At 73.0% G+C, this 16,895-nt stretch carries 11 protein-coding genes; 3 read left to right on the top strand and 8 right to left on the bottom strand.

The genetic code is table 11. From position 1 onward, the window contains the following. The 8 genes from D3P35_RS24280 to D3P35_RS24245 form a co-directional block, all read right to left on the bottom strand. Positions 1-3,400 (bottom strand): ATP-binding protein (locus D3P35_RS24280; RefSeq protein ID WP_118138521.1); only part of this gene is annotated, 3,400 nt, incomplete at its 3' end. Then, positions 3,397-6,459 (bottom strand): transporter substrate-binding domain-containing protein, encoded by a 3,063-nt coding sequence (locus tag D3P35_RS24275; protein ID WP_118138520.1) that lies wholly within the window; start codon positions 6,457-6,459, stop codon positions 3,397-3,399. The genes D3P35_RS24280 and D3P35_RS24275, both read right to left, overlap by 4 nt. A 226-nt stretch (positions 6,460-6,685) precedes the next feature. Further along, entirely contained in the window at positions 6,686-8,164 is a 1,479-nt protein-coding gene (locus tag D3P35_RS24270; RefSeq protein WP_118138519.1) for an aldehyde dehydrogenase family protein, read from the bottom strand. Between the two features lie 43 nt (positions 8,165-8,207). Then, entirely contained in the window at positions 8,208-9,494 is a 1,287-nt protein-coding gene (locus D3P35_RS24265; RefSeq protein ID WP_118138518.1) for a TRAP transporter large permease, read from the bottom strand. Next, positions 9,494-10,000, bottom strand: coding sequence for a TRAP transporter small permease (locus D3P35_RS24260; RefSeq protein ID WP_118138517.1), 507 nt, complete (start codon positions 9,998-10,000; stop codon positions 9,494-9,496). Before D3P35_RS24260 ends, D3P35_RS24265 begins: the two co-directional genes overlap by 1 nt. A 169-nt stretch (positions 10,001-10,169) precedes the next feature. After that, positions 10,170-11,135 carry a TRAP transporter substrate-binding protein gene (locus D3P35_RS24255; RefSeq protein ID WP_118138516.1) on the bottom strand — a complete coding sequence of 322 codons (966 nt, stop codon included), beginning with the start codon at positions 11,133-11,135 and terminating at the stop codon, positions 10,170-10,172. A gap of 592 nt (positions 11,136-11,727) precedes the next feature. Then, complete coding sequence (gene ltnD / locus D3P35_RS24250; protein WP_118138515.1) at positions 11,728-12,624, bottom strand: L-threonate dehydrogenase; 897 nt, start codon at positions 12,622-12,624, stop codon at positions 11,728-11,730. A gap of 34 nt (positions 12,625-12,658) precedes the next feature. Further along, positions 12,659-13,720 (bottom strand): LacI family DNA-binding transcriptional regulator, encoded by a 1,062-nt coding sequence (locus D3P35_RS24245; RefSeq protein WP_118138514.1) that lies wholly within the window; start codon positions 13,718-13,720, stop codon positions 12,659-12,661. Between the two features lie 172 nt (positions 13,721-13,892). Between D3P35_RS24245 and otnI the strand changes: the two genes are divergently transcribed. The 3 genes from otnI (at position 13,893) to D3P35_RS24230 (ending at position 16,634) form a co-directional block, all read left to right on the top strand. Continuing rightward, on the top strand, positions 13,893-14,678 hold the full coding sequence (gene otnI / locus D3P35_RS24240; RefSeq protein WP_118138513.1) for a 2-oxo-tetronate isomerase: 786 nt from the start codon (positions 13,893-13,895) through the stop codon (positions 14,676-14,678). Between the two features lie 144 nt (positions 14,679-14,822). Next, the gene (locus D3P35_RS24235; protein ID WP_118138512.1) at positions 14,823-15,701 is read left to right on the top strand and encodes an NAD(P)-dependent oxidoreductase; all 879 of its coding nucleotides are present in this window, start codon (positions 14,823-14,825) and stop codon (positions 15,699-15,701) included. Between the two features lie 465 nt (positions 15,702-16,166). Then, complete coding sequence (locus D3P35_RS24230; protein WP_157982301.1) at positions 16,167-16,634, top strand: RNA chaperone Hfq; 468 nt, start codon at positions 16,167-16,169, stop codon at positions 16,632-16,634. The last annotated feature ends 261 nt before the right edge of the window (positions 16,635-16,895 follow it).

Here is a 16,895-nt window from a genome sequence, read left to right as displayed (position 1 = left end):
GGCCCGCGGCGCGCGCCACCGCGGCAAGCAGCCGGTCGCGGCGCACCGGCCGGGCGCCGGTGACCTCCGTTCCCTCGGGCAGGGCGGTGCGGCGGCCCACCGGCTCGATGCTCAGCACGACGCAGGGCCCGCCGGGCCGCGCGGCGCGGAAGCGCGCGAGGCTCCCGGCCAGCGCCGCCCGGCCCAGGCCGCTGGAGATCACCAGCAGGTCGGGCACCGGCGCGCCGCCGGGGCCGGGCGCGGCCTCCGCCCCCTCCGCACGGCTCTGCCCGGCTGCGGCGGAGGCCCCGTCCGGGCCCGGCGTCTCCTCCGGCCCGGGAGGGGGGAGGAGCACGATGCGCGCCCCGCGGGCGGCGCAATAGGCCGAGACCGCCTCCGACGTTTCCGGGTAGCGGGTCATCACGCCCAGGGTGAGGCCGGTGAGATCGGGCGCGGCGGGCGCCTCCGCCCCGGTGCGCGGGCCGGGCTGGAGCGGCAGGTCCACCGTGAAGGTGGTGCCCGCGTCCGGAACGCTCGCGACGGTGACCGACCCGCCCATCAGCTCGGTGAGCGTACGGCAGATCGACAGGCCCAGCCCGGTGCCGCCGAAGCGCCGCGCGGTGGAACTGTCGGTCTGCGAGAAGGGCTGGAACAGCCGGTCCATCGCCTCGGCCGGGATGCCGATGCCGGTGTCGCGCACGGTGAAGCGCACGCGGCAGGGCCCGTCGGGCGCCGGCGGGCCCGCGGGCTCGGCCCGAACCATCACCACGCGCTCGCGCCCCTCCACCCCGGCGGTGAACTTGATGGCGTTGCCCACGAGGTTGAACAGGATCTGGCGCAGGCGCACGGGGTCGCAGAACACCCGCTCGGGCAGGGCGGGCGACACGAAGACCCCCAGCCGCACCGCGCGCTGCGCCGCGCTGTGCGAGAGGGTCTCGGCCACGCCCTCCACCACCTCGTGCAGGCTCACGGGCAGCATCTCCATGGTCATGCGCCCGGCCTCGATCTTGGAGATGTCGAGGATGTCGTTGATGATCTGCAGCAGGGCGAAGGCGGAGTCGCGCGCGGTGTCGAGCATGGCCGACTGGTCGGTGTCCAGCCCGGTGTCGCGCAGCAGGTCGATCATGCCGATCACCCCGTTCATCGGGGTGCGGATCTCGTGGCTCATCATGGCGAGGAAGTCGGACTTGGCCCGGTTCGCCGCCTCGGCGCGGGCGCGCAGCCCGTCGGCGGCGCGGCGCTCCTCGGAGAGGTCGAACATCATGTTCAGGGCGGCGCGCCGGGCATCTCCGAGCTCCTCCACCCGGGCGGAAAGCTCGCGCTCCATCTCCTTGCGCGCGGTGATGTCGGCGGCGATGCCCACCAGGGCATAGGCCGCCCCGGTCTCGTCGCGCAGCAGGAACTTGGTGGTGAGGAAGGTGCGGGTGCGGCCGCTCACCGGCAGCGCCTCCTCCACCTGCTGCAGCTCGCCGGTCTCGATCACCCGCGCGTCCATGCGCCGGATCTCGGCGGCCACGTCCGGCGGGAAGACCGCGTCGTTGCCCCGGCCCCGGCCGTCGACGCCGAAGAGCCGGGCGAACTCGGCATTGGTGAGCAGGTAGGTGCCGTCGAGGTGCTTGATGAACACCACGAGCTGCGACTTGTCGAGGATCGCCTGCAGACGGGCGTGGGAGGCGCGGATCTCGTGCTCGGCCTCGCGGCGGGCGGTGATGTCGCGGAACACGATGACCGAGCCGGGGCTCGTGCCGTCCTCGCGCAGGATGGGGGTGGCGGAATATTCCACCGGGAAGGAGCTGCCGTCGCGCCGCCAGAGCAGCTCGTCCTCAGGGTCCGCGCCGGCACCCGCGGCGCCGCCGCCGCCGGGAGCGGGGGCGAGGCCCGCGACCGGGGCGCCGCCGCTGCCCGCGGGGCGGCGCAGCGTCTCGAGCACCGGGGTGCCGACCAGCTCGGCCGGCGCATGGCCCAGCATCTCCGCCGCCGCGCGGTTCACGAAGGTGGCGATGCCCTCGGTGTCGAGCCCGATGATGCCGTCGGTGACCGAGGTGAGGATCAGCCGGCTGCGCTCCTCCGCCTCGCGCAGGGCGGTCTCGGTGGCCGAGCGCGTCTCCACGATGTCGTTGATGGCGGCGGCCAGCCGGTCCTCCTCCGAGCGCGGCGCGAGACGGCGGCTGAAATCGCCGCGCGCGATGGCCTCGCAGATGGCGGTCATCTCGCGGTGGCTCTCGGCGAGCGCGGCGAAGCTGCACCTGAGCTGGCCGGTCTCGTCGCGGCCGGGGGGCAGGTCGGGGGGGCGGTCGGTCTCGCCGCGGGCGATGCGCCGCGCGCCCTCCACCGCCGCGCCGATGCTGCGGGTGATGTGGCGCAGGCCCAGCACCAGCAGCACCACCGCCACCGCCTGCGCGCAGAGCACCAGCCAGCCCAGCCGCGACATGGCCGCGAGGAGCGGCCCGCTCACCAGCGAGTCGGAGGCCGAGACCACCACCAGCCAGCCGCCGGTGGGCACCGGGAAGGAGGCGAGGTCCACGCCGGTGTCGTTGCCCGCGGCGTCGGACCCGAGGAAGCTGCCGCCGCCGACCCGCGGCAGCAGCGGGCCGAGCGCCGCGCCCAGCGGGGTGTCCTGCACCGCGCGGGTGCGGTGCGCGGCGCCGCCGGGGGCGGTGTCGGCGATCACCCGGTTCTGGCGGCTCAGCAGCAGGATCTCGACCCCGTGGCGCGCCGCCTCCTCCTCCAGGCTCGCGGTGATGGCGGGCAGGGCACGGTCCACCCCGGCGATGCCGCGGAACCGGCCCTCGATGACGATGGGCGCCACGGTCTCGATGATCTCGCGGCCGTAGTAGGCGTAGGGCTCGGTCACGGTGGCGCCGCGCGCGGCGGTGGCGAGGAACGTGTCGCGCACCCCGGCGTAGTAGGAGCTGGTCTCCATGTCGGCCAGTGGCTCGAGGTGGGTGCCGCCGTCGGCCTCGCGGTGCCAGTAGGGCAGGAAGCGGCCGTCGGGCCCGAGCGCCGCGGCGATGCCCACCGCGCCGGGGGCGGCGGCGGCTTCGGCGTCGGGCATGTCGGCATCGGGCTCGTAGGCGAAATAGGCGGCGGTGAAATCGGGCGTGCGCTCGAGCACCCGGCGCGCGAAGGCGACGGACCCCGGCCGGTCGCCGAACAGGCCCGAGACCTGGGCATCGGCCATCATCTGCGCCGCGGTGACGGCGCGGGCGTTGCCGATCTCGACCTGCCGGCCGATCTGGGCGGCGAGGCCGAGCAGGCGGCGCGCCTCCTGGCGCGCGCCGACCTCGCTGGCATGCCAGTGGCCCACGGCGAGGGCGAGCACCATCAGCACGGTGGAGGGCAGCACGGCGAAGAAGGCGAGCCGGCCGCCGAGGCTGCGGCGCGGGTCGAGGGCCACGGCGAGCGCGCTCCGGCGGCTCATTCGGCGAGCTCGTAGGAGGGCGGGCGCGCGAGCTCGGCGCGCAGGGCGTTCACCTCGGCCTTGAGCGCGATCATCCGCAGCTCGCGCCCCACCGCGATGCGCGAGAACTGCTCGAGCTCCTCCATCTTCTCGGTGAGCCGGGCCTCGGTGGCGAGGCGCTCGGTGATGTCGTCGAGCCAGCCGATGAACCCCTCGCCCGAGAGGTTCTCGCGGCAGGTGAACAGCGTCTCCACCCGCCGCCCCGAGGCATGGCGCAGCGGCAGGTGCAGCGCGTCGACGCGGCCGTCGCGCGCGAGCCGGCAGAACAGTTCCTCGCATTGCGCCGCATCGAGGCAGTGGTCGCCCAGCGAGGCGCCCTCCAGCGCCCGCGGCGCCACGCCGAGCATCTCGGCCAGCCGGGGGTTGAAGTATTCCAGCCGCCCGTCGGAGCGCATCATGGTGGCGCCCAGCGGGCTGGCGGCGAGGATGGTCTTGAGCATGCTCTCGCTCGAGCGCAGGGTCTCCTCCGCCCGGCGGCGCTCGGTGACGTCGAGCACCAGCCCGTCCCAGTGCCGGCCGCCGCCGGGCAGCGCGTAGGCGCGCAGGCTCGCGTCGAGCCAGCGCTCGGTGCCGTCGGGCGCGCGGATGCCGAAGGCGAGGGAGAGGGTCTCGGCGGTATCGCTCAGCGCCCGGCTCAGCGCCTCGCGCACCCGGCCCGCGTCCTGCGGCAGCACGCGGTCGAAGAAGGTCGCGGTGGTCTGCACCTCGCCGGGGCGGTCCATGCCGAACACGCGGCGCATGTTGGCGCTGGCATAGGTGATGTTCACCTCGCCGCGCGGGCCGGGGCCGAACTGGAACACCATCGCCGGCAGGTTGTCGGCCAGCCCGCGCAGGCGCTCGGACTGGCGGCGGTTCTCCTCCAGCGCCCGGCCCAGGCTCTGCTCGGAGCGCTTGCGATCGGTCATGTCGGTGACGATGGTCACCACGCCGCCGCCGGCCAGCGGGCTGCCGCGGATCTCGATGAAGCGGCCGTCGGGGCGCGGGCGCTCCGTGGAGGAGAGCCGGAACTGGCGCATGCGCTCAAGCCGCTCGGCGAAGATGCGCTCCGGGTCGCCGGGGCCGAATTCACCGTGCTCCACATCGTAGCGCAGCAGTTCCTCGAAGGCCATGCCCTCGCGCAGCATGCCCTCCGGGTAGCCGCGGATCTCGACGAATTTCGCGTTCCAGGTGATCAGGCGAAGCCCGCGGTCGAAGGCCACCACGCCCACGGTCATCGCGTCCATCACCACCTTGAGCAGGTCGCGCTGTCGCTCCAGCTCGGCCGCCTGCTCGAGGCTGCGCAGCTCGGCGGCACGGCGCTCGCGCATCTCGCGGCGCAGCTTGCGGCTCCACAGCCCCATGCCGCCCAGCAGCAGCACCGCCACCGCCGCCGCGATCCCGCCCCAGGCCAGCAGCCTGCCGGCATCGAGCGGCGGCTCCCCCCGCAGGCTCACCCAGCGGTTGCGGAACATGTCGAGGTCGCGCGGGTCGATCGCGTCCAGCGCCTTCTGCAGCACGCCCAGCAGCGCGGTGTCGCCGTTGCGCACCGCCATCGCGTAATTGGTGGAGAAGCCGGTGCTGGCGGCGACCTTCACGTTGGTGAGCTCGAGCCGGTCGAGCGCGTTGCTCGCGGTCATCAGGTTGGCGACGGCGGCATCGGTCTCGCCCCGGGAGAGATCGGTGAGCACGCTCTCGATGTCCGGCGCGGTGACGAGGCGGAGATCGGGCCGCGTGGTCTCGAGGTGATCGTGCACGGGCGAGCCGTAGACCACCCCCACCCGCATCCCCTCGAGCCCGTCGAGCCCGCGCAGGAAGGGCGCGTCGAGCCGGGTGAGAAGCACCGCGGGCACCGGCAGGTAGGGGCGGGTGAAGTCGAGCAGCCGGTCGGTGTCCGGGCCGGGCAGGGCGGCGGCGATGAAATCGGTCTCCCCGGCGGTGAGGGCGGCCACCTGCTCGGCGAAGTTGCGCTCGGGCGCCATGTCCATCAGCAGGCCGGTGGAGGCGGAGACGCGCTGCAGGATGTCGGAGACGAGGCCGGCATGCGCGCCCTGGTCGTCGACGAACTCGATGGGCGTCAGGTCGCTGCGGGCACCGAAGCTCAGCCGGGGGCGGGCGCGCACATAGGCCTGCTCCGCCTCGGTGAGGGGAAGCGGGCCGAAGAACCCGTCGGCCGCCAGGCTCTCGGTGTCGGGCAGCCAGCGCCGCGCGAGGGCGAGGCGCTCGGCGGGGGTGACGGTGTCGAGCCCCTTCTGCAGCAGGTCGTGCAGCACCTGCTGCTCGCGCAGCACCCCGATGCGCAGGTGCATGTCGGCGAGACCGGCGAGCGAGGGGTCGACGACCATGGAGAGGCTGCCCGCCGCCCCGGGCCCGATGCGGTGGCCGATGGCCCCGGCCGTGTCGAGCAGCGCGTCGATCTCGCGCCGGGCGAGGCTCTCCAGCCCGGCGGAAACGGATTCGAGCGGCACCATCTCCACCCCGGGGCGGTTGCGGCGCACCATTTCCAGCAGGGCCGAGCCCGAGACCACCCCCACCCGGCGGCCGGTGAGCTGGTCGAGCCGGCGCAGCCCGGCATCCTCGGCGCGCAGGGCAAGCGCGGGGGGATTGTAGGCGTAATGCGAGGTGAAGGCGATGTGCGCCGCCCGGGCGCGGTTCCAGTAGAGCGCCGGCATCACGTCGATCTGGCCGGCGAGGAAGCGCTCGAGCATGGCGCTCCAGGGCAGACCGTTGACGAACTGCAGCCGCAGCCCCACCCGGCCCGCCACCAGCGAGACAAGCTCGGTGCTCATGCCGCGGGGCATGCCGTCTTCCGTGTAGTCGAAGGGCGCCCAGTCCAGCGAATTGGCGACGGTGACCACCGGGTGCTCGGCCACCCAGGCGCGCTCGGCCTCGGTGAGCGCCACGTTGCCGCCGGGCTGGGAGGCAGGGGCGGGCTGGGCGCGCGCGCCGCCCGCGCCGGCGAGCAGCAGCACGAGGAGCACGAGGAGCAGGAGGCCGGGCCGCGGGAGGGCCGCGCGCGGCGCGGGCCGGCCGGGCCGCTTCATCCGGCAGCCGGCCTGCCGCGGGCCCCGGATGCGTCGGAGGCGGGCCGTCCGGCGGCGTCCTGGTGACGTGAGGGCCCGGGTGCCGGCGATGTTCAATTCCTTTCCTGAACTCCATATGAAACAAGCGCCCGAGTACTGTAACATCGGGCGCTTGCATCTGTCAGTTGAAGAATTCTGCGCCTTGCACGGGGGCAGCAGGCTGCCTGTCCGGGGCCTCGCGCGCCGCTCAGCCGTGGTCGATCATCACGGTCTTCAGCCGGGTGAGGTCGCGCAGCGCCTCGAGCCCCTTCTCGCGCCCGTGGCCGGACTTGCCGACCCCGCCGAAGGGCAGCTCCACCCCGCCGCCGGCGCCGTAGGTGTTCACGAAGACCTGGCCCGAGCGCAGGGCGCGGGCCACGCGCAGCTGCCGGCCGCCGTCGCGCGTCCAGACCGAGGAGACGAGCCCGTAGGCGGTGCCGTTGGCGATGGCGATCGCCTCGGCCTCGGTCTCGAAGGGGATGAGGGCGAGCACGGGGCCGAACACCTCCTCCTGCGCCAGCTCATGCTCGGGCGAGACCGGGCCGAAGACATGCGGGGCGACGTAATGCCCGCCCTCCGGCGCCTCCGCCGAGATCCGGCCACGGCCGATCAGCGGCACGCCGCTCTCCGTGGCGCGGGCGATGAAAGCCTCCACCCGCGCCTTCTGGCGGGCGTTCACCAGCGGCCCGAGGTCGGCATCGAGCCAGTAGGGCCCGGCGGTGAGCGCCTCGAAGGCCTGCCCGATGGCGGTCGACACCCGCTCCCAGGCCGAGGCCTCGATGAGCACCCGCGCGCCGGCCGAGCAGGTCTGGCCGGCGTTCTGCACGATGGCCTTCACCAGGATGGGCAGGGCGCGCTCCATGTCGGCATCGGCGAACACCACCTGGGGGGACTTGCCGCCGAGCTCCATGGTGCAGCTCGTGTAGGTGCGGGTGGCGGCGGCCTGCACCACGGCGCCGGTCTCCGGCGAGCCGGTGAAGGCGAGATGGTCGAGCCCGGGGTGGGCGGCCAGCGCCGCTCCCGCCTCGTGGCCGTAGCCGGTCACCACGTTCACCACGCCGTCGGGCAGGCCTGCGCGCGCGGCGAGGGCGCAGAGCATCAGGATGGAGAGGCAGCCGTCCTCCGCGGGCTTGACCACCAGCGTGTTGCCGGCCGCGAGATTGGCCGCGAGCGAGCGCGCGCCCATCTGGGCGGGGTAGTTCCACGGGATGATCTGCCCCACCACGCCATGCGGCTCGCGCAGGGTGAAGGCGAGGAACTCGGGCGGCAGGGGGATGGTCTCGCCGCCGATCTTGTCGGCGGCACCGGCGTAGAACTCGAAGTAGCGCGCCGCCACGTCGATGTCGGCGAGGGCCTGGGGCATGGGCTTGCCGATGTCGCGGGCCTCCAGCTCGGCCAGCATCTCGCGGTTTTCCAGCATGAGCGCGCGCAGGGCCATCAGCAGGCGGGCGCGCTCATAGCCGGGCATGCGGCCCCAGGGGCCTTCCTCGAAGGCGGCGCGGGCGGAGGCGATGGCCGCGTCGATATCCGCCGCCGCCCCGGCCGAGAGCGTGGCGACACGGCTGCCGTCGGAGGGGCTGCAGGCCTCGAGCGTGGCGCCGGAGGCGGCCGCCCGCCAGCTGCCGTTCACGAGGCAGGAATGGCCGGAGACGATGGTGGCGAGCGGGTCGGAGGCGGGAGTGGTCATCGGTTCGGGGTCCTTGGTGGGCGGAAGGGCGGCGGCCCGGGGCTCAGCCCGGGCTGCCGGTGATGAGGTGCACGGGCCACAGGGCGATGCCCGGAATGTAGGTGACCAGCATCAGGCAGGCCAGCACCACGAGCACGAACCACAGGAGCTGCGGGATGATCTTCTCCAGCGGGATGCGCGCCACGGCGCAGGCCGCGAAGAGATTGACCCCCAGCGGCGGCGTGAACATCCCCAGAGCCAGGTTCACCACCACGATGACACCGAAATGCACCGGGTCCACCCCGTATTGCACGGCGATGGGGGTGAAGATGGGGGCGAGCACCAGGATGGCGGCGGAGGTTTCGATGAACATGCCGATGATCAGCAGCAGCACGTTCACCGCCAGCAGGAAGGTGATCTTGCTCTCGAACACGCCCGACACCCAGGCCGCCACTTCGCGCGGCAGGCCGGAGCGGGAGATGAGGAAGGAGAACAGCGCCGCGGCCGAGATGATCAGCATGATCGCGGCGGTGGAGATCACCGTGCGGCGCAGGATGCCCGGCAGCGCGGCGAGCGGCAGCTCGCGGTAGATCACGATGCCCACCAGCAGGGCGACGAACACCGCCACGGCCGAGGCCTCGGTGGGGGTGAAGACGCCCGAGTAGATGCCGCCGATGATGGCGACGGGCACCATGAGTGCCGGCAGCGCGCGGGCGAGGGCGGTGGCGAAGTCCGGCCGGTCGTCGCCGTCGTCGCGCCCGAGGCCCTTGATGCGGCACATCACGATGACGGTGAGCATGAGGGCGCCGGCCACCAGCAGGCCCGGGCCGATGCCGGCGAGGAAGAGCTGGCCGATCGAGGTCTCGGTCGAGACGCCGTAGAGGATGAGCGGGATGGAGGGCGGGATGAGCACGCCCAGCTCGGCCGAGCTCGCCTGGATGGAGGCGGCCATGCCGGAGGGGTAGTTGTGCCGCACCATCGCCGGGATGAGGATGGAGCCGATGGCGAAGGTGGTGGCGACCGAGGAGCCCGAGACCGAGGCGAAGATCATGCAGGTGAGCACGCAGGTGCAGGCGAGCCCGCCCTGCATGCCGCCCACGATGGATTTCGCGAGGTCGACCAGCCGGGCCGAGATGCCGCCCGCCGACATCAGGTTGCCCGCCAGGATGAAGAGCGGGATGGCCATGAGGGGGAAGCTGTCGAGCCCGGCGAACATGCGCTGCGGGATGAGCAGCAGCGGCAGGCGGCCGTGCACCTCGATGCCCACGATGGACGCGAGCCCGATGGCCACCGCGATGGGCACCCCGAGCAGGAAGAAGACGACCAGCGAGACGGCGATTGCAGCGTTCATCAGTAGGCCTCCGCCGCGGGGTCGGAGTGGTGCTCCTCGCCCGAAAGTTCACGCACGAGGCAGCCTGCGAGGGCGATGAGGGTGAAGACCGCGCCCACCGGCAGCGCCACGTAGACCCAGGCGATGGACACCTCGACCCCGGCCAGCATCTGGTTTGCCACGCGCCGGGTCATGCCGATGCCCTGCCAGAGCACCACGGAGAAGAACAGCGCCGAGAGGCCGATGGCGAGGCAGAACAGCGCCCGCGCAGCCCGCGGCGGCAGGGCGGCCTGCACCATCTCCACCGCGATCATGCTGCCCTGGCGGAAGGCGGGTGCCACGCCGAGGAACACCGCCCAGATCATCGCCGAGCGGGTGACCACCTCGGACCAGGTGGAGGGGTGGTCGAACACGAAGCGGGTGACGACCTGGTAGAAGGCGAGGCCGGCCGCCACGATGAGGAAGGCGATGGCGCCGGCCATCGCCAGCCCGGTGGTCCAGCGTTCGAAGGAGCGGAAGATGCGCATGTGCAAGCCTGGGGTCTGCGGGGTGGAAAGGCGCGTCCCGCCCCCGGCCGGCGCGGGGGCGCGGGCACGGGGGCGGGCAGGGTGCCTGCCGGGGGTGGCCTCCGCCGGCAGGCCGGCCGCGCCGCGCGCCGGGGCCTGGGGGCCCCCGGCAGGGCGGGCCGCCGTGGCGTTACTGCACGGCCTTGATGCGCTCGATCATCTCGGTGCCGTACTGGTCGGAGTAGACCGAGTAGGCCTTCTCGGCGAGGGCGGCGAAGGGCGCCTTGTCGATCTCGGTGATCACCTCCATGCCGTTGTCGCGCAGCAGGGCGACGCCGGCCTCCTCGAGCCGGTTCACCTCGGCCCGGGTGGCGGCGCCCGAGGCCTTCGCCGCCTCGCGGAACCAGCCCTGCTCCTCCTCCGACAGCCCTTCCCAGAGCACCGGCGAGGCCAGCACCACCGCCGGCGAATAGACATGGCCGGTGAGGGTGAGATAGCCCTGCACCTCCCAGAACTTCGAGGCGGTGATCACGGTGATCGGGTTTTCCTGCCCGTCCACCACGCCCTGCTGCAGGGCGGTGAACAGCTCGGGGAAGGCCATCGGCGTGGGCGCGGCGCCCATGTCGGTGAAGGCGGCCATGTGCACCTTGTTCTCCATGGTGCGCAGCTTCAGCCCGGCGAGGTCGTCCGGTGTCTCGACCGCGTGGCGCGAGTTGGTGACATGGCGGAAGCCGTTCTCCGACCAGGCGAGGCCGACGAGGTTGTTCTCGTCGATCCTGGCCAGCAGCTCCTGGCCGATCTCGCCGTCGAGCGTGTCGCGCGCGTGGGCGTAGTCGCGGAACAGGAACGGCAGGTCGAGGGCGTAGACCTCGGGCACGAAGTTGCCCAGCGGCCCGGTGGAGGTGATCACGAGGTCGAGCGAGCCGATCTGCAGCCCCTCGATCATGTCGCGCTCGCCGCCCAGCACGCCGGCGGGGGCGTGCTCGCCGGTCCACGCGCCGCCGGAAAGCTCGGTGAGCGTGTCGATGAAGGCCTGTGCGCCCACGCCGTAATGCGATTCGGGCGAGAGCGAGTAACCGATGGTGACGCTCTGCTGGGCCGCGGCCGTACCGGCCATGAGCGCGGCGGCCGCGAGGCCCGCGAAGAGATGTTTCATGCTGTTTCCTCCCCTGTGGGGTTCTTGGTTCTGTCGTGTCTGCGGCGCCTGTCGCGGCCGTCTTCTTCTGTGTCCCGGCTCCCGGAACGGGGGCAGGGGGTGGTCGGCCGTCAGGGCCGGTGCGATGCGGGGGGAAGGGCCGGTTTCCTCGTGTCGCAGCGGGGCGCGGGGCCTCTCGGGCGCCGCCTCTCCGGGCCATGCCGGAGCGCCGTTCACTGGAACCGGATTGCGATGCCTCCCTGCAGCGCCGAGCCTGGCTCTCTCCGGTTCACCCGGATGTGAGGCGAGACTAGCCCGGCCATGACAGCGCTGTCAAACACGGACTTGCCGCCGCCCGCGGGCGGGTGGGCCGGGCTGCGGGTTTGTCTCGCCCGAAGCCGGGCTGCGGGGCCGGACCCTGCCTCGCCTGCGGGCAGGCCGGGCGGGCCCCGACCTTGCCCCGCCCGGAGGCAGCCCGGATCCTGCACCGCCCGCAGGCGGACAGGATCGGGCCGGCACCGGGCGTCGGCCGCAGGGGTGTGGGAGGGTCCCGGGGCGTGCCCCGGGTGCCCCCGCCGCCACATGGGCGGGGGAGGGGTGGTGTCAGCCCTTGTCAGCCCTTGTCGGCGGGCAGGTCGATGCCGGTGAGCTTCTGGTAGACCTTGATGACGGCCGAATCGTCCTCGCGCCCGTGGCCCGCGCCGGCGGCGGCGAGGTAGAGCTGGTGGGCGGCTGCCGAGAGCGGCAGCGGGAAGCGCTCGGCATGGCCGGCGCCGAGCACGATGCCGAGGTCCTTCACGAAGATCTCCACCGCCGAGCGGGGGGAATAGTCGCCCTCGATGATGTGCGGCACGCGGTTCTCGAACATCCAGGAATTGCCGGCGGCCTTGGTGATCACCTCGTAGGTCTGCTTCAGGTCGAGCCCTGAGCGCGCGGCGAGCGCCATCGCCTCGGCCGCCGCGGCGATGTGCACGCCGGCGAGGAGCTGGTTGATCATCTTCATGGCAGAGCCCGGGCCGGCCTCGTCGCCCAGCCGGAACACGGTCTCGGCCACCGAATCGAGCGCGGGCTGTGCTGCCTCGAAGGCCGCGGCGGAGCCGGAGGCCATGATGGTGAGCGCGCCGTCCGCCGCCTTCACCGCACCGCCGGAGATCGGGGCGTCGAGGTAGAGCACGCCGGCCTCCTCGAGGCGCGCGGCAGTGGCGCGGGCCACCGCGGGGTCGACCGTGGGGCAGGCGACGAAGAGGGCGCCCTTCGGCAGCGCCGCGGCCACGCCGCCCTCGCCGAAGAGCACGCTCTCCATCTGCGCCGCGTTCACCACCACGCAGAACACCGCCTCGGCGCCGGCCACGGCCTCGGCCGGGGTGGCCGCGGTCTTGCCGCCGGCTTCGGCGAAGCGGGCGCGCGCGGCCTCCGCGATGTCGAAACCGGTGGTCTCGTGGCCGCCGCGCAGGGCGGAAAGCGCCATGCCCATGCCCATGGCGCCGAGGCCGATTACCGTGACTTTCATGCTGTCTCTCCTTGGGGGTAGCAGGGGCGCCGGCTCAGGCCGTCGCACCCGGAATGAGGGTGAAGCCCACGTCGGCCACCGGCGCGGGCGCCTCGCCGGCGAGACGCGCGAGGATCATGCCCGCCGCGGTGCGGCCGATGTCGCGCCGGCGCGAGCCGATGGTGGTGAGCGGCCGGGGCAGCTGCTGGCCGATCTCCAGCCCGTTGAACCCGGCGATGGCGAGGCCGGAGGGCAGGTCGATCCCCGCCGCGAGGCAGTGGAACACGCCGCCCGTCGCCATGTCGTCGTTGGAGAAGAACACCGCCTGCGGGGCCGCGCCCTCGAGCAGGCGGGCGAGCGCCTCGCGCCCCGCGCCCACCGAGGAGGGCGTGCCGGAGAGGCACTCCACCGGGGCATCCATGCCCGCCTCGGCGAGGGCGGCGCGGAACCCGTCGCGCCGCTGGGCGGCGCGCTCGTCGGCGGTGAGGTCATGGCCCACGTAGCCGAAGCGGCGGTAGCCGCGCGCGAGCAGGTGCTGCGCCATTGCCGCCCCCGCCGCGCGGTGCGAGATGCCCACGGCCATGTCGACCGGGGCTGTGTCCACGTCCATCACCTCCACCACCGGCACGCCGGCGGCCCCGAGCATGGCGCGGGCAGGTGCCGTGTGGCGCGTGCCGGTGACGATGAGCCCGGCGGGCCGCCAGGCGAGCAGGCTCGCCAGCAGGTGCTCCTCGCGCTCGGGGCGGTAATGGGTGATGCCGAGCACGGGGTGGAAGCCCGCGGCCTCCAGCCCGTCCTCGATGCCGTTGAGCACGTCGGGGAACACGATGTTGCCCAGCGAGGGCAGCAGCACGCCGATCTGGTTCGAGCGGTGCCCGGCGAGCGAGCCCGCCAGCCGGTTGCGCACGTAGCCGGTCTCGCGCACCGCCTCCATCACCCGCGCCGCGGTGGCCTTCGAGACATTGCCCGCCCCGCGCATCACCCGCGAGACGGTGATCTCGGAGACGCCCGCGCGCGCCGCCACCTCGGCCAGCGTGGGGCCGGCCACGGCATCGGCGCGCAGCCGGCGCCGGCGGGGCGCCTGCGGGCTTGCGGTGAGGGGCGTGCTGCGTGTCATCTCGGTCCGGCAGTGGGGTTCCCGCGCGGTCGCGGGCCGCTGGTTTTCGGGCGCCGCCGCGCCGCCCCGGAGGCGGCCGGCGGGGGGAGGCTATCGCAGGATGACAGCGCTGTCACCATCGTTTATCCTGCCCGTCGAACCGCATCCCTGAGCCAAACGGAAGTGCCGTCCCATGCCCCTCTTTGCTGCCAATCTTACCATGATGTTCACCGAACTGCCGTTCATGGAGCGCTTCGCGGCCGCGGCGCAGGCCGGCTTCCGCGAGGTGGAATACCTCTTTCCCTACCCGTATTCCGCCGGGGCCATCGCCGCGGCGCTGGAGGTGAACGGCCTGCGCCAGGCGCTGTTCAACTGCCCGCCGGGTGACTGGGAGGGGGGCGAGCGCGGCCTCGCCTGCCTGCCGGGCCGCGAGGCGGAGTTCGAGGCCAGCCTCGACACCGCGCTTGCCTATGCCGAAGCGATCGGCGTGCCGCGCCTGCATCTCATGGCGGGCCTGGGCGATGCCGCGAACCCGGAGCAGCGCGCCCTCTACACCCGCAACGTGGCCCGCGCCGCGGAGCGGCTCGACGCGGCCGGCCTGCAGCTGGTGCTCGAGCCGATCAACCCGATCGACATGCCCGGCTACTTCCTCAACGATTTCGACCTCGCGGCGGAGATCATCGCCGAGGTGGGCGCGCCCAACCTCGCGCTGCAGTTCGACTTCTACCATTGCCAGCGCATCCACGGCGACCTGTGCCGGCGCTTCGAGGAGATGGCCGCCATCACCGGCCACGTGCAGATCGCCGGCGTGCCCGGCCGCCACGAGCCGGACGTGGGCGAGATCCGCTACGACACCATCTTCCGGCTGCTCGACAAGCTCGACTACCGCGGCGCGGTGGGCTGCGAGTACATTCCCGCCGGCAAGACCACGGACGGGTTGGGCTGGTTCCGCCCCTGGCGCGCGCCAGTCCGCGCCTGAACCGTGCGCGCCTGAACCGTGCGCGCCTGAGCGCCGCGGCATCGCTTGACGGCGCCGCCCCGCGCGGGGCACCACATCCCGGTCCGGCGCAGCGCGCGCCGGCCCGGAGCATCCGGACAGAAGAACTCAGAGGGGAGGAGCGGCATGCCCGCACTGGAGAGAATCGGCCTGATCGGCGTCGGCCTGATGGGCCATGGCATCGGCCTGAACGTGGCGAAGGGCGGGCGGCAGCTCACCTGGCTCGACCATCCCGGCAACCAGCCGACGGAGGATCTCGCGGCCCTCGGCGCGCGTAAGGTCTCCGACATGGCCGCGCTCGCGGCGGCGAGCGACGCGATCATCCTCTGCGTCACCGGCAGCCCGCAGGTGGAGGCGATCGTGCTGGGCGAGGGCGGGCTGCTCGCCCATCTCGGCGCGGGCCAGATGCTGGTGGACTGCTCCACCGCCCGGCCGCGCTCCACGCTCGAGGTGGCGAAGGCCGTCACCGCCACCGGCTGCGCCTTCGTCGACGCGCCGATGACCCGCACGCCGAAGGAGGCCGCCGAGGGCCGGCTCAACCTGCTGGTGGGCGCGAGCGAGGCGGATTTCGCCACCGTGCTGCCGCTGCTGCAGAGCTTCTCCGAGGTTGCCAAGCACGTGGGCCCGGTGGGCAGCGGCCACCAGATGAAGCTGCTGCACAACTATGTCTCCATCGGCTCGGCCGTGCTGATGGCGGAAGCCGCCGCCTGCGCGCGCCGCTGCGGGCTCGATCCGGAGGTGTTCGCCGAAGTGCTGCACGAGGGCGGTGGCCGCGGCGCCACGCTGGAGCGGCTCACCCCCTACATCACCTCGGGCGAGGTGGCGAACTTCCGCTTCTCCGTCTCCAACGGGGCGAAGGACATGGGCTATTATGCGGCGCTGGCCGAGGGCGAGGGCGCTGCCGATGGCGTGGCCCGCGCGGTGCGCGCCCTGCTCGATGCGCAGGTCGAGGCCGGCGAGGGGGCGCGGATGATGCCCGAGCTCATCGGCCTGCTGGAGGGCTGAAAGCCGGGCTGGCGGCGCATCACATTGCCGTGAGGTCGCGGGTCGGCGGTCTCGAAGTTCCCGGGCATGAGGGATACTGCGAGGGCGTCGAACCGGCCCGGCCCCGGGGAATCGCCGCTCCGGCCCCGGGGCGCGCCGCGATCGGGGTAAGGGTTCGGAAAGGTCGCTCGCCTATCCATATCCCGGGGGCCCGGGGCAGGAAGGGCAGACCGGCCGGGAACCGCAGGTGCCAGAAGGCCCGAGACAGACCGGCCGGGCCGCAGGACCGCCCGCCCGGCGCGCCGCGAGGCGCCGCCGGACCGACGCTCGACCGCGGGGAAGCATCCGCACCGGCGCTGGATTGCTGATTTTGCGGCGAGATGATGCTGCAATGCAACAACAGCCGGTGGATTCTCCGCTAGATTGATATAGACAGCACAGATGCCGGATGCCCCGGCGCGAACAGTGAGAAAGACGCCAGGCCGCATGAAATCCGCAACTGACAAACCCGCCACCGAAAAGCTGCGCCTGCGGACCGCCCCGGCAGGGGAGAACGCGGAGACGCCGGCGCATGACAGCACGCCCGTGGACACGCCGGCGGCCGAGAAGCCGGAATGGCCGGACAAGCCGCTGCAGGAGGCCTTCCTCTCCGAGCTGCGCGACAATGGCACGCCGGTATCGCTGTTCCTGATCGCCGGCGCCCGGCTCGAGGGCACCATCGCCGATTTCGACCGTTTCCAGGTGTTCGTGACCGGCCGGGGCACCACCCAGGCGGTCTACAAGGGGGCCATCGCCACCATCGTGCCGATCTCCGGCAGCGGGGGCGGCGGCGGCGGGCACAGCCCGCGCAGCGATGATCACGGCTCCGGACCGCGGCGCACCGGCCCCTCCGGCCGCCACGGCGCCCCGGCGCGCACCGTGATCGTCGAGCGCAAGGGCCGCGGCCACCGCTGAGGCCGCGGGCCTTCACCTGCCCGCGCGGAACGGCGGGCAGGTACAGCACGCATGCGTGCATCAGGGCGTGAGCATCACGGCCGCGAATCGGTATTCGAGTTAATTTATATTAATGCATACTTTGCGCCGCGCTCTCACTGTCGAGCGTGGTGGCCGGGCCGAGCCTGACTGCCTGATCCCTGTCCGGCCGTGCAGCGGCCCCGTTCCGTTCAGGAAGGCATCCATGCTCTCGCAACGTCCCGTGCCTGCATCCGCAGGCCG

Source organism: Oceanicella sp. SM1341, from assembly GCF_003448965.1.
GTDB lineage: Bacteria > Pseudomonadota > Alphaproteobacteria > Rhodobacterales > Rhodobacteraceae > Paroceanicella.
The sequence above is the reverse complement of the archived record's forward strand: the minus strand, read 5'-3'. Positions and strand labels throughout refer to the sequence as shown.

Excerpts from the sequence above, each read along its gene's own strand:
- D3P35_RS24265 (WP_118138518.1), bottom strand. The coding sequence starts at position 9,494 with ATGAACGCTGCAATCGCCGTCTCGCTGGTCGTCTTCTTCCTGCTCGGG.
- D3P35_RS24255 (WP_118138516.1), bottom strand. The coding sequence starts at position 11,135 with ATGAAACATCTCTTCGCGGGCCTCGCGGCCGCCGCGCTCATGGCCGGT.
- D3P35_RS24275 (WP_118138520.1), bottom strand. The coding sequence starts at position 6,459 with ATGAAGCGGCCCGGCCGGCCCGCGCCGCGCGCGGCCCTCCCGCGGCCC.
- ltnD (WP_118138515.1), bottom strand. The coding sequence starts at position 12,624 with ATGAAAGTCACGGTAATCGGCCTCGGCGCCATGGGCATGGGCATGGCG.
- D3P35_RS24235 (WP_118138512.1), top strand. The coding sequence starts at position 14,823 with ATGCCCGCACTGGAGAGAATCGGCCTGATCGGCGTCGGCCTGATGGGC.
- D3P35_RS24245 (WP_118138514.1), bottom strand. The coding sequence starts at position 13,720 with ATGACACGCAGCACGCCCCTCACCGCAAGCCCGCAGGCGCCCCGCCGG.
- D3P35_RS24260 (WP_118138517.1), bottom strand. The coding sequence starts at position 10,000 with ATGCGCATCTTCCGCTCCTTCGAACGCTGGACCACCGGGCTGGCGATG.
- D3P35_RS24270 (WP_118138519.1), bottom strand. The coding sequence starts at position 8,164 with ATGACCACTCCCGCCTCCGACCCGCTCGCCACCATCGTCTCCGGCCAT.
- D3P35_RS24230 (WP_157982301.1), top strand. The coding sequence starts at position 16,167 with ATGAAATCCGCAACTGACAAACCCGCCACCGAAAAGCTGCGCCTGCGG.
- otnI (WP_118138513.1), top strand. The coding sequence starts at position 13,893 with ATGCCCCTCTTTGCTGCCAATCTTACCATGATGTTCACCGAACTGCCG.